The 12,391-nt window shown below is 72.9% G+C and carries 10 protein-coding genes; 9 read left to right on the top strand and 1 reads right to left on the bottom strand.

Translation table 11 applies throughout. The features are described 5' to 3' along the window. Positions 1 to 112 precede the first annotated feature (112 nt). The 4 genes from ACH4D3_RS31030 to ACH4D3_RS31015 all read left to right on the top strand — a co-directional run bounded on the left by ACH4D3_RS31030 (position 113) and on the right by ACH4D3_RS31015 (position 3,819). Positions 113 to 1,672 (top strand): flavin-containing monooxygenase, encoded by a 1,560-nt coding sequence (locus ACH4D3_RS31030; protein WP_398328890.1) that lies wholly within the window; start codon positions 113 to 115, stop codon positions 1,670 to 1,672. Continuing rightward, complete coding sequence (locus ACH4D3_RS31025) at positions 1,669 to 2,613, top strand: alpha/beta fold hydrolase (protein WP_398328888.1); 945 nt, start codon at positions 1,669 to 1,671, stop codon at positions 2,611 to 2,613. The genes ACH4D3_RS31030 and ACH4D3_RS31025 overlap by 4 nt, the downstream gene beginning before the upstream one ends. Then, a complete protein-coding gene (locus tag ACH4D3_RS31020; RefSeq protein ID WP_398328885.1) occupies positions 2,610 to 3,503 on the top strand; it encodes an SDR family oxidoreductase in 894 nt (297 codons plus the stop codon). Before ACH4D3_RS31025 ends, ACH4D3_RS31020 begins: the two co-directional genes overlap by 4 nt. An 88-nt stretch (positions 3,504 to 3,591) precedes the next feature. Next, entirely contained in the window at positions 3,592 to 3,819 is a 228-nt protein-coding gene (locus tag ACH4D3_RS31015) for a hypothetical protein (protein ID WP_003975647.1), read from the top strand. Positions 3,820 to 3,903: 84 nt separating this feature from the next. Here the strand turns inward: ACH4D3_RS31015 and ACH4D3_RS31010 are convergent, their stop codons facing one another. Next, on the bottom strand, positions 3,904 to 7,377 hold the full coding sequence (locus tag ACH4D3_RS31010; protein WP_398328882.1) for a S41 family peptidase: 3,474 nt from the start codon (positions 7,375 to 7,377) through the stop codon (positions 3,904 to 3,906). Positions 7,378 to 7,547: 170 nt separating this feature from the next. Between ACH4D3_RS31010 and ACH4D3_RS31005 the strand changes: the two genes are divergently transcribed. From ACH4D3_RS31005 to ACH4D3_RS30985, 5 genes are all read left to right on the top strand, one after another. After that, complete coding sequence (locus ACH4D3_RS31005) at positions 7,548 to 8,147, top strand: TetR/AcrR family transcriptional regulator (RefSeq protein WP_398328880.1); 600 nt, start codon at positions 7,548 to 7,550, stop codon at positions 8,145 to 8,147. Positions 8,148 to 8,261: 114 nt separating this feature from the next. Further along, the gene (locus ACH4D3_RS31000; RefSeq protein ID WP_398328877.1) at positions 8,262 to 10,505 is read left to right on the top strand and encodes an MMPL family transporter; all 2,244 of its coding nucleotides are present in this window, start codon (positions 8,262 to 8,264) and stop codon (positions 10,503 to 10,505) included. Between the two features lie 145 nt (positions 10,506 to 10,650). After that, a complete protein-coding gene (locus ACH4D3_RS30995) occupies positions 10,651 to 11,160 on the top strand; it encodes a YbaK/EbsC family protein (protein ID WP_398328874.1) in 510 nt (169 codons plus the stop codon). After that, a complete protein-coding gene (locus ACH4D3_RS30990) occupies positions 11,157 to 12,002 on the top strand; it encodes an EamA family transporter (protein WP_398328871.1) in 846 nt (281 codons plus the stop codon). The genes ACH4D3_RS30995 and ACH4D3_RS30990 overlap by 4 nt, the downstream gene beginning before the upstream one ends. Positions 12,003 to 12,076: 74 nt before the next feature. Beyond that, entirely contained in the window at positions 12,077 to 12,352 is a 276-nt protein-coding gene (locus ACH4D3_RS30985; protein WP_030190655.1) for a DUF1876 domain-containing protein, read from the top strand. Positions 12,353 to 12,391 lie beyond the last annotated feature (39 nt).

Below are 12,391 nucleotides of genomic sequence, written 5' to 3'. Positions count from 1 at the left end.
CTACCCATGAGTACGGAGCTGCTCTACGCTCCCATTGCGCCAGTGTTCACTGGCACGGTTCCAAGTGGTTCCAAACGGTTCCGGACGGTCCAGCAAGCGTGGAGGCTCAGGGATGGCCGAGCACGAGCAGGTTCACGAACACGTACGGGTGGCGGTGATCGGGTCCGGCTTCGGCGGCCTCGGGGCCGCCGTGCGGCTGCGGCGCGAAGGGATCACCGACTTCGTCGTACTGGAGCGGTCCGGCAGCGTCGGCGGCACCTGGCGGGACAACAGCTACCCCGGCTGTGCCTGCGACGTGCCGTCCCACCTGTACTCCTTCTCCTTCGCGCCCAACCCCGAGTGGCCGCGCACCTTCTCCGGGCAGGAGCACATCCGCGCCTACCTGGAGCACGTCACCGACACCTTCGGGCTGCGCCCCCACCTCCGCCTCGACTCGGAGGTGACGCGGATGACGTGGGACACCGAGCAGCTGCGGTGGGAGATCGAGACCGTGCGGGGCACTCTCACCGCCGACGTCGTCGTGTCCGCGACCGGGCCGCTGTCCGACCCCAAGGTCCCGGACATCCCCGGGCTCGACTCCTTCCCCGGCAAGGTCTTCCACTCCGCCCGCTGGGACCACGACTACGACCTCGCCGGCAAGCGCGTCGCCATGATCGGCACCGGCGCCTCCGCCATCCAGATCGTGCCGTCCATCCAGCCGAAGGTGGACCGGCTCACCCTCTTCCAGCGCACCCCGGCCTGGGTGATGCCCCGCGTGGACCGGGCCATCAGCGGCGCCGAGCGGGCCCTGCACCGGGCGCTGCCCGTCACCACCAAGCTGCGCCGCGGCCTGCTGTGGGGCATCCGGGAACTCCAGGTGCAGGCGTTCACCAAGCACCCGGGCGAGCTGGGCTTCGTCGAGCAGATCGCCAAGCGCAACATGGGCGCCGCCATCAAGGACCCGGCCCTGCGCGCCAAGCTCACCCCCGACTACCGCATCGGCTGCAAGCGGATCCTGCTGTCGAGCACCTACTACCCGGCACTCGCCAAGCCCAACGTGGACGTGGTCGCGAGCGGCCTGAGCGAGGTGCGCGGGTCGACGCTCGTCGCCGCCGACGGCACCGAGGCCGAGGTGGACGCGATCATCTTCGGCACCGGCTTCCACGTCACCGACATGCCCATCGCCGAGCGGGTCGTGGGCGCCGACGGGCGCACCCTCGCCGAGACCTGGAAGGGCGGCATGGAGGCGCTGCGCGGCGGCACGGCGGCCGGCTTCCCCAACTTCATGACGGTCATCGGGCCCAACACCGGCCTCGGCAACTCGTCCATGATCCTGATGATCGAGTCCCAGCTGAACTACATGGCCGACTACCTGCGCCAGCTCAACGTCCTGGGCGGCCGCACCGCGCTCGACCCGCGCCCCGCCGCCGTGCGCAACTGGAACCACCGGGTGCAGGAGCGCATGAAGCGCACGGTGTGGAACACCGGCGGCTGCACCAGCTGGTACCTGGACGCGAGCGGCCGCAACACCACCGTCTGGCCCGGCACGACCGCCGAGTTTCGGCGCGAGACGCGGCGCGTGGACCTCGCGGAGTACCAGGTGCTGCGCCCGGCCCCCGCACCGACCGGGGCGACTGCCGCCGACGCGGACACCGGCGTGAGCACCGGTTCGGACGCCGAGGTGAGCGCGTGAGCCGCCTGCTGCACGTCGCCGACGGCCCGTACGCCCCGCCGGTGCCCGCCCACGAGCTGACCGTCACCGCCGCCGACGGCGCCCGGATACACGTGGAGGTGCACGGCCCCGAGAACGCGCCCGCCGTCGTCCTCGCGCACGGCTGGTGCTGCTCCACCGCCTTCTGGGCGGCGCAGATCCGCGCACTGGCCGTCGACCACCGGGTCATCGCCTACGACCAGCGCGGCCACGGACGCAGCCCGGCCAACCCGGCGTACGGCACCGAGCCGCTCGCCGACGACCTCGAAGCCGTACTGGAAGCCACCCTCGCGCCGGGCGAGCGGGCTGTGATCGCCGGGCACTCCATGGGCGCGATGACGCTGATGGCCGCGGCGACCCGGCCCGCGGTGCGCGAGCACGCGGCGGCCGTCCTGCTGACCAGCACGGGCAGCGCACGGCTGGTGGCCTCCGCCACCGTGGTGCCGATGCGGGCGGGCCGGGTGCGCACCTGGCTGACCCGGCGCATCCTCGGCTCCCGGGCGCCCCTCGGACCGGTCACACCGCTCAGCCGCCGGATCCTCAAGTACGGGACGATGGGCCCCGGTTCGGCCCCGCAGATGGTCGACGCCTGCGCCCGCATCGTGCACGCCTGCCCCAGCCGGGTGCGGCACGGCTGGTCCCGGGTGCTGGACCTGCTCGACCTCGACCACGGCGTAAGGGAGTTGCGGATGCCGGTGGAGATCGTGGTCGGCGGCTCGGACCGGCTGACGCCGCCCGTGCACGCCCGCGCGCTGGCCGCCGCGCTGCCCGACTGCGTGGGCCTGACCGAACTCCCGGGCCTCGGCCACATGACGCCGGTGGAGGCGCCGGACCTGGTCACCGGCAAGATACGGGCGCTCGCCGCCACCTACATACCCAGCGCACGCGGTGAGCGTGCCGTACCCGCCGAGGAGAGCGCATGAGCAGGGTGAGCCTGGAAGGACGCGTCGCCGTCGTCACCGGAGCCGCGCGGGGAGTGGGGGAGTTGATGGCCCGCAAGCTGTCCGCGCGCGGGGTGAAGGTGGCGCTGGTCGGCCTGGAGCCGGACGAACTCAAGCAGGTCTCCGCCCGGTTGCACAGCGACAGCGACCACTGGCACGCCGACGTCACCGACCACGAGGCGATGGCCCGGGTGGCGGCGGAGGTCGAGGAGCGCTTCGGGAAGGTCGACATCGTCGTCGCCAACGCGGGCGTCGCCACCGGCGGACCCTTCGTCGACTCCGACCCGGAGTCCTGGCGCCGGGTGATCGAGGTCAACCTGATCGGCTCGGCCGTCACCGCCCGCGCCTTCCTGCCCGCCCTGCTGGAGAGCCGCGGCTACCTGCTCCAGATCGCCTCGCTGGCCGCCCTCACCCCGGCCCCGATGATGAGCGCCTACTGCGCCTCCAAGTCCGGCGTCGAGGCGTACGCGCACAGCCTGCGCGGCGAGGTCGGGCACCGCGGCGTGAAGGTCGGCGTCGGCTACCTGTCCTGGACCGACACCGACATGGTGCGCGGCGCCGACCAGGACGACGTCATGCGGGAGTTGCGGCAGCGGCTGCCCTGGCCGACCAACAAGACCTACCCGCTGGGTCCGGCCGTCGACCGGCTGGTGGAGGGCGTCGAACGCCGCTCCGCGCACGTCTACGGGCAGTGGTGGCTGCGCGGCATGCAGGGTGTGCGCGGCTACCTGCCGGCCCTCATCGGCACCGTCGGGCAGCGCGAGATGCGGCGCTTCGGCGACCGGCTGAACGGCATGCGGATCGGCCTGGTCGGCGCCGGTGGAGCGGCCGACGAACACCGCCCGGCCGGTACGACTACGGTCCGTAAGTGATCGACATGCGCACGGTCACCGCTCGTGTGAATCTGATCGAGCGCCCGGCCGATCCGGTCGGGCCCGATCACCACAGGAGTGAACCCACATGGGTATGAAGGACCAGTTCCAGGACAAGGCCGAGCGCATGCAGCAGCAGGGCAAGCAGCGGGCCGAGCAGGCGCGGGACCAGTTCCAGAACCGCGACCGCCGTCGCGACGAGGACGAGATCGACCCGTCCTCCCCGGCCTCGCGCCGCCGCGAGTCGGAGCACCAGGACCCGTCCTCGCGCCGTCGTGACGAGGACGAGCGCCTCCAGGACAGCTTCGACGCCTGACGCGCCGCCGCTGAGGTGAGAGGGCGCCCCCCGGGTCGACCGGGTGGGCGCCCTTTCCCGTGCCGCCGGGGCTGCGCGGAGGTGCTACCTCCGCGGCGGCAGCGGCGGACGCGACCGGTCCGGTACGGCCTCGTAACCGGGTGGCGTGGCGGGCGGGTTGGTCTCCAGCAGCTCCAACGCCAGCCGCACCGCCTCGTCCAGCACCGGATAGCGGCCCTCGGCCCAGTCCAGCGGGGTGCGCAGCGCCTCGACGTCGGGGGCGACGCCGTAGTTCTCCACGGACCAGCCGTAGGCGTCGAACCAGGCCGCGTTCATCGGCACCGTGATCACCGAGCCGTCGCCGAGGCGGTGCCGGCCGGTCATGCCGACCACCCCGCCCCAGGTGCGCTGCCCGACCACCGGGCCGAGGCGCAGCAGCTTGAACGCCGCCGTGATCATGTCGCCGTCCGAGGACGTCGCCTCGTCGGCGACCGCGACGACGGGACCGCGCGGCGCGTTGGAGGTGTACGACACCGGCTGGGCGTCCCGGGTCAGGTCCCAGCCCAGGATGGTCCGGGTCAGCTTCTCGATGACCAGCTCGCTGATGTGCCCGCCCGCGTTGCCGCGCACGTCCACGATGAGCGCGGGCCGGGACACCTCCATGCGCAGGTCGCGGTTGAACTGCGCCCAGCCGGAGCCGCCCATGTCGGGGATGTGCAGGTAGCCGCACCGGCCGCCGCTCAACTCCCGCACCACCTCGCGGCGTTTGGCCACCCAGTCCTGGTAGCGCAGGGGGCGTTCGTCGACGAGCGGCACGACGGCGACCCGGCGGGAGGGCCCCTGGCAGCCCTCGGCGGGCGCGAAGGTCAGCTCCACCGTCGTACCGCCCGCGCCCGCGAGCAGCGGGGACGGGCCGAGGACCGGGTCGACCGGGCGGCCGTCGACATGGGTCAGTACGGCCCCGTCGCGGATGCCGGTGCCGGCCAGCGGGGAGCGGGCCTTGGAGTCGGAGGAGTCGCCCGGCAGGATCCGCCGGACCAGCCACCGCCCGTCCCGGCAGGCGAGGTTGGCGCCGAGCAGGCCCTGCCAGCGCTGGTAGTGCGCCGGGCCCTCGTTGCGCCGGGCGGCGACCACGTAGGCGTGCGAGGTGCCCAGCTCGCCGAGCACCTCGCGCAGCAGGTCGGCGAACTCGTCGGGGGAGGCGACCCGGTCCAGCAGCGGACGGTACTGGTCCAGGACCGCGTCCCAGTCGATGCCGCACATGCCGGGGTCCCAGAAGTAGGCGCGGATCAGCCGCCCCGCCTCGTCGTAGGCCTGGCGCCACTCGGCGGCCGGGTCGACCTCGTGCAGGACGCGGCGCAGGTCGATCCAGGTGGTCGAGTCGCCGTCGCCCGCCTCGCTCGCCGGTACGGCCCGCAGCTCGCCCTCGTCGAGCACGACCAGGCGGCTGCCGTCGCCGCTGACCCGGAACCAGTCCAGGTGGTCGACCAGCTCCGACTTCTTCGCCTTGGCCAGGTTGAAGTGCTCCAGCGTGGGCCGCTCGCTCGGGTCCGCCGGGTTGGCGAAGGTCTCGCCGAGCGCGCCGGAGATCGGCCAGCGCAGCCAGACCAGGCCGCCGCCCGCGACCGGCTCCAGCGCCGAGTACTTGGAGGCGGTGACCGGGAACGGTGTCACCCGGCTCTCCAGCCCCTCGACCTCGACGGTCACCGCGCCGCCCTCGCCGGGCTCGTCCTCCAGGGGGTCCAGGCCCCCGGCGGCGGGGCGGCCCTCGGGGTTGAGGGCGAAGGGGGAGGGCGTCGCGGAGGACAGCGGTACCAGGTAGGGGCGGCAGCCCAGCGGGAAGGACAGGTCGCCGGTGTGCACGTCGTACACCGGGTCGAAGCCGCGCCAGGACAGGAAGGCGAGGTAGCGGCCGTCCCGGGTGAAGACCGGGTTCTCGTCCTCGAAGCGGCCGTTGGTGACGTCGACGACGAGGGTGCCCTCCGGGCCGTCGATCCGGGCCATCTTGATCTGCCGCAGGGTGCGTCCGATGCCCGGGTGCGACCAGGTGAGCCAGGTCCCGTCGGGGGAGAAGGCGAGGTCGCGCACGGGGCCGTTGACGGACCGGATCAGCTCGGTGACCCGGCCTCCGGCGGTCGCGGGGGTGCCGGGGGCGCCCGGTGTCACGGTGCCTCCGGCGCCTTCGGCGGGGACGTCCCCGGCGTCGGTGTCCTCGGTGGGGGCGTCCGGGGCGGTGTCCGGGGTGGTGTCCGCCCGGGCGGTGGCCCCCGTCGCGTCCTCTTCACCCGCGTCCGGCGGATACCCGGCGTCCACCGCCTCCAGCGCCAGCGTCACCTCCGTGTCGGGCTCCGCGACGTCGAGGATCAGCAGCCGTCCGTCGTGCGAGGCGACGGCGAGCCGGTCGCCCGCCGGGTCCGAGACCAGTTCCAGGACCCGGCCGAGGCGCCCGGAGGCGAGCCGCCGGGCGGCGCGGCCGCCGGTCGCCCGGGGCAGGTAGGAGATCTCGACCGCGTCCTCGCCCTCCGCGTCCGTCACATACGCGATCCGCCCGCTCTCCCCGAGCATCTCCGGCAGCCGCACCCGTACCCCCGGGGTGTCCGCGATGGTGCGGGCCGGGCCGTCGCGGTGGGTGAGCCAGTACAGGCTGCCGCGCACCACGACGGCGCTCGCGCGGCCGGTCTCGTCCACGGAGATGCCGCCCACGTGCTGGGCCGCGGGCACCTGGTACGTACGCCGCCCCGCGCGCGGCCCGCTCAGCCGTACGTCGAGCCGGCGCGGCGCCGAGCCGGGCGCGAGGTCGTCCACGATCCACAGGTCGCCCGCGCACTGGTACACCACCCGGGTGCCGTCGCTCGCGGCGTTGCGGGCGTAGAACGCGTCGTGGTCGGTGTGGCGGCGCAGGCCGGTGCCGTCGTGGGCGCAGGAGTACAGGTTGCCGACGCCCTCGTGGTCGGAGAGGAAGGCGATCCGGCCGCCGACGAACATGGGTGCGGACAGGTGCCCGCCGAGGTCGGGCAGCAGCCGCTCGCCGTGCAGCCAGAGCCGGCCCGTGGCGCCGCCCCGGTAGCGCTTCCAGGCGGCGGGCTCGTGCGGCGGGGTGCCGGTGAGCAGGAGGGACCGGCGTTCGCCGTCGAGGTCGGCGGCCTGGATGTCGGTGACCGGGCCCCAGGGCAGCTTGCGGCCGGGGTCGCCGTCGGGGGTGACCTTGTAGGCCCAGGTGAGGTGCGAGAAGGGCTCGCCGTGCGAGGCGACGGCGAGGACCGCGGTGGTGCCGTCGGGGTCGGGGGGCGACCAGCCGCAGACCCGGGTGTCGAAGCCGCCCCAGTGGGTGAGCTGCCGTCCGGGGCCGCCGTCCACCGGCACGAGATGGACCTCCGGCACCAGACTGCGCCAGCTGGTGTACGCGATGTGCCGGCCGTCGGGGGAGAAGCGCGGGGGACCGGCCTTGGTGCGGTCGACGGTGAGCCGCCAGGCCCGGCCCGGACCGTCGAGGGACGCGAGCCAGAGGTCGTCCTCGGCCACGAAACACAGCTGGTCGCCACTGAGGTGCGGAAGGCGCAGATAACTCACCCGCCCCATGCTTTTCCGGGTGCCGGGCACCGGCAACTTATGCGGTGCCGACAACCGTGACCCAGACCACGAACGAAACCGTTTCGTTTCGCTAGGTGGTGGGGTACATTCGTCATGTACGAAACGGTGTCGTTCCGGTCGAGTGGACCGGTCGACCGGACGGGAGAGGAGTGAGCGAGATGACGGAGACCGCCACCGCGCGCCGCAGCCGGATCACTCCCGAGCGCGAGGCCGAGCTGTACGAGGCCGTGCTCGACCTGCTCCGCGAAGTCGGCTACGACGGCCTCACCATGGACGCCGTGGCCGCCCGCACCCGGTCCAGCAAGGCGACGCTCTACCGCCAGTGGGGCGGCAAGCCGGAGCTGGTCGTGAAGGCCATGCGGCACAACAAGCCCGGCGAGATCGGCGACGTCGACACCGGGTCGCTCCGCAGCGACCTGCACGCCCTGATGGCGCGTGAGGACGACTGCACCATGGAACAGAACTCCGCGCTGATGCGGGGCGTCGCCATGGCGCTGCACCAGAACCCGGACCTGCGCCAGGCGTTCCGGGACCAGCTCATCGAACCGGAGATGGCGGAGTTCCAGCGCGTGCTGCAACGCGCCGTCGACCGCGGTGAGATCAGAGCGGACTGTCCGGCGCTGGACTTCCTCGTGCACATGATGGTCGGCGGATTCGCCACCCGCACGCTGCTGGACGACCAGCCGCCGACCCGGGAGTTCCTCGCCTCCTACATCGACGCCGTGATCCTCCCCGCCCTCGGCGTCTCCACCCACTGACATCCCCACGCAACCTCTGAGCCCCACCTGAGCCCCACCTGACGTAACCGCTCACGTCGTCGGGCTGATCACCCCTGCCCTGAAGACCCACGACCTGACCGGGAGTACGCCCCCGTGGCCACGTTCCTCTACAAACTCGGCCGGCTCGCCTTTCGCCGACGGCACTTCGTCGCCCTGATCTGGGTGGCCCTGCTGACGCTCGCCGGCGTCGGCGCCGCCAGCGCCCCGCCCGCCGGCAACTCCTCCTTCTCCATCCCCGGAACGGAGGCCCAGAAGGCCTTCGACCTGCTGGAACAGCGCTTCCCCGGGGCGAGCGCCGACGGGGCGACCGCACGGGTCGTCTTCAAGGCGCCGTCCGGCGAGAAGATGACGGACGCCGGGCACAAGGCGACCGTCGAGAAGACCGTCGACGAACTGGCGGACGGCTCCGAGGTCGCCTCGGTCGCCGACCCCTACAAGGGCAACGCCGTCAGCGAGGACGGCACCATCGCCTACGCCTCGGTGAAGTACGACGTCTCCGGCATGGAGCTGGAGGAGTCCACCAAGGACGCCCTGGAGGACGCCGCCCAGCAGGCGCGCGACGCCGGGCTGACGGTCGAGATCGGCGGTGACGCGCTCCAGGCCGTCCCGGAGACCGGCGCCACCGAGATCATCGGCATCGCGGTCGCCGCCGTCGTCCTGGTCATCACCTTCGGCTCCCTGGTCGCGGCCGGGCTGCCGCTGCTCACCGCCCTGATCGGCGTGGGCATCGGCGTCTCCTCGATCACCGCGCTGGCCAGCGCGCTGGAACTGGGCTCGACCACCTCGATCCTGGCGATGATGATCGGCCTCGCGGTCGGCATCGACTACGCCCTGTTCATCGTCTCCCGCTACCGCGCCGAACTCGCCGAGGGGCGCGAACGCGAGGAGGCCGCCGGACGGGCGGTCGGCACCGCGGGCTCCGCGGTCGTCTTCGCCGGCCTCACGGTCGTCATCGCCCTGGTGGGTCTCGCGGTCGTCAACATCCCGATGCTCACCAAGATGGGCATCGCGGCGGCCGGTACCGTCGCCATCGCGGTCCTGATCGCGCTCACGATGATCCCCGCGCTGCTCGGCTACGCCGGTCGCAGGGTCAAGCCCGCCGGGGCGAAGGGCAAGCTGCTGGGCCGCGCCCGCAAGGGTGAGCCGAAGCCGGACCAGCCGGCCGGTCAGCCGAAGGCCAACCTGGGCACCCGCTGGGCGAGCTTCGTCGTCCGCCGCCCCCTGGCCGTCCTCCTCCTGGGCGTCATCGGCCTCGGCGCCGCCGCGGTCCCCGCGACCTCCCTGGAACTGGGCCTGCCCGACGACGGCTCCCAGCCGACGTCCACGACCCAGCGCCGCGCCTACGACCTGCTCTCCGACGGTTTCGGCCCCGGCTTCAACGGCCCCCTGATGGTCGTCGTGGACGCGAAGGGCAGCGACGCGCCCAAGGACGCCTTCACCGACGTCGAACAGCGGATCAAGGACCTCGACGGCGTCGTGGCGGTGGCCCCGCCCGCCCCCAACAAGGGCGGCGACACCGCGACGATCACCGTGGTCCCGGACTCCAAGCCGTCCTCCGTGCAGACCGAGGACCTGGTGCACGCCATCCGTGACGCGGGCGGCGACATCGAGGCGAAGACCGGCGCCGAGACCCTGGTCACCGGCTCGACGGCGATGAACATCGACGTCAGCCAGAAGCTCAACGACGCGTTGGTGCCGTACCTGGTCCTGGTCGTCGGCCTGGCCTTCCTCCTGCTCATCGTGGTCTTCCGCTCGATCCTGGTCCCGCTGAAGGCGGCCCTCGGCTTCCTGCTCTCCGTCATGGCGGCCCTCGGCGCGGTCGTCGCGGTCTTCCAGTGGGGCTGGCTGTCCGGCCTGATGGGCGTCGAGGAGACCGGACCCGTCATGTCGATGATGCCGATCTTCATGGTCGGCGTGGTCTTCGGCCTGGCGATGGACTACGAGGTCTTCCTGGTCACCCGCATGCGGGAGGCCTACGTCCACGGCGAGAAGCCCAACCAGGCGATCGTCACCGGCTTCAAGCACGGCGCCCGGGTCGTCACCGCCGCCGCGGTGATCATGATGGCGGTCTTCGCGGGCTTCATCGGCTCCAGCGAGTCCATGGTGAAGATGATCGGCTTCGGCCTCGCGATCGCCGTCTTCTTCGACGCGTTCGTCGTCCGCATGGCCATCGTCCCGGCGGTCCTCGCCCTGCTCGGCAAGAAGGCCTGGTGGCTGCCGAAGTGGCTGGACCGCGCGCTGCCCAACGTGGACGTCGAGGGCGAGGGCCTGCGCACGGCCGCCGAGCGCGGCACCGGCACCGGCCCCGACGAGGACCGGGAGCTGGTGCGCACCTGACCCGCCACCCCCGCCTCTGACAGGAGGACGACAACAGACCAGCCGGTGAGGGCTCCGTGGGGACGGGGCTGCCCTCACCGGCTTCCTCCGTTCCGCCCCCCGACCCGCTCGCCTGTGGGCTACACGTACCGCTACGGTGCGGACCATGACGACGACCGACGACGCCTCCGACTCCGCCGCCCACCCGCGCTTCGCCGCCGCCCTCGGCGAACTGGGCCTCGGCGACCTGGCCGGACGGGCCCGGCGCTTCCCGGAGGCCACCCGCACCGCCACCGAGGCGGCCGCCGCCATCGGGTGCGAGCTGAGCCAGATCTGCAAGTCGCTCATCTTCGCCGCGGACGGCGTGCCCGTACTGGTCCTCATGGACGGCGCCTCCCGCGTCGACCTGGACCGGGTCCGGGACGCACTCGGCGCCGGGAAGGTCACCCGGGCCAAGGCCGACGTCGTACGGGAGACGACCGGGTACGCGATCGGCGGAGTGCCGCCCTTCGGGCACCGGACCAGGACCCGGGTGCTCGCCGACCGGTCCCTGCTCGCCCACGACGTCGTCTGGGCCGCCGCCGGCACCCCGTACGCGGTCTTCCCGATGGAGCCGAAGGACCTCGTCGCCACCGCCGGTGCCACCCTCGTGGACGTGCGCGAGCGCTCCGAGTGACGCCGCTGGTCACCGCCGCCGTCCTGCTCGCGGCGGTCACCCACGCCAGCTGGAACGCCATCGCCCACCGGATCACCGACAAGCTGACCGGGTTCGCGCTGATCTCCGGCGGCGGGATGCTCATCGGGCTCGCGCTGCTGCCGTTCACGGCGTTCCCGGCGGCCGGGGCCTGGCCGTACCTGCTGGTCTCCGCCGCCGTCCACATCGCGTACTACGCCCTGCTCATGCGGTCCTTCCGGCTGGGCGACTTCGGTCAGGCCTACCCGATCGCCCGCGGCAGCGCGCCGCTGCTGGTCACCGTCCTCGCCGCCGTCTTCGCCCACGAGGTGCCGGACGGCTGGGCCACCGGGGGCATCCTGGTCTCCTGCGCGGGGCTGACCGGCGTCGCCCTGTGGGGGCTGCGCGGCCGCCGGCCCGACTGGGCGGCCATCGGCGCCGCCCTCGCGACCGGCGTGACCATCGCGGCCTACACGGTCGTCGACGGCCTCGGCGTACGCGCCTCCGGGTCCTCCCTCGGCTACATCGCCTGGCTGATGGCGGTGCAGGGCACGGTCCTGCCGGCGTACTTCCTGTACCGGCACCGCGCCGGGTCCTGGGCCCTGCTTCGGCCGCAGGCCGGTCTCGGACTGGTCGGCGCGGCCCTGTCCGTCACCGCCTACGCCCTGGTCCTGTGGGCGCAGACCCGCGCCGAACTCGCGCCCATCGCCGCCCTGCGGGAGTCGTCCATCCTGGTCGGCGCCGCGATCGGGGCCCTGTTCTTCAAGGAGCGGTTCGGCGCGCCCCGGATCGCGGCCGCCGGTCTCCTGGTCGTCGGAATCGGCCTGATGCTGCGCACCGGGTAGCCGCGAGGGCCGGGATGGTGCGTACGGCCGTCGCGAGGCGCACTCTGGAAGAAGGTGTTCCGGAGGTGATCGTCATGATGCACACCACAGTGGGATGGCATGTCGAGCTGGAGTTCACGGAGGACGACCAGCACACGCGGGCGGTCGCGATGGTGCGGCTCCCCGACGGCACCGAGGTCCGCGCGCACGGCCACGCCAGCCGTCACCGGGTCGACTCCCAGCAGCCACGGGTCGGTGAGGAGGTCGCGGGCGCCCGGGCGTTGAACGAGCTGGCGATGCAGCTGCTCACCAAGGCCCACGACGAGATCGACGCGGCCTCCGGGCGGACCTCGCACCCCATCCACGTCTGAAGCCACGTACGCATCCACGTCCGAAGCCACGTACGCACC

Source organism: Streptomyces sp. NPDC018026 (genome assembly GCF_044327745.1).
Taxonomy (GTDB): domain Bacteria; phylum Actinomycetota; class Actinomycetes; order Streptomycetales; family Streptomycetaceae; genus Streptomyces; species Streptomyces rubrogriseus.
The sequence above is the reverse complement of the archived record's forward strand: the minus strand, read 5'-3'. Positions and strand labels throughout refer to the sequence as shown.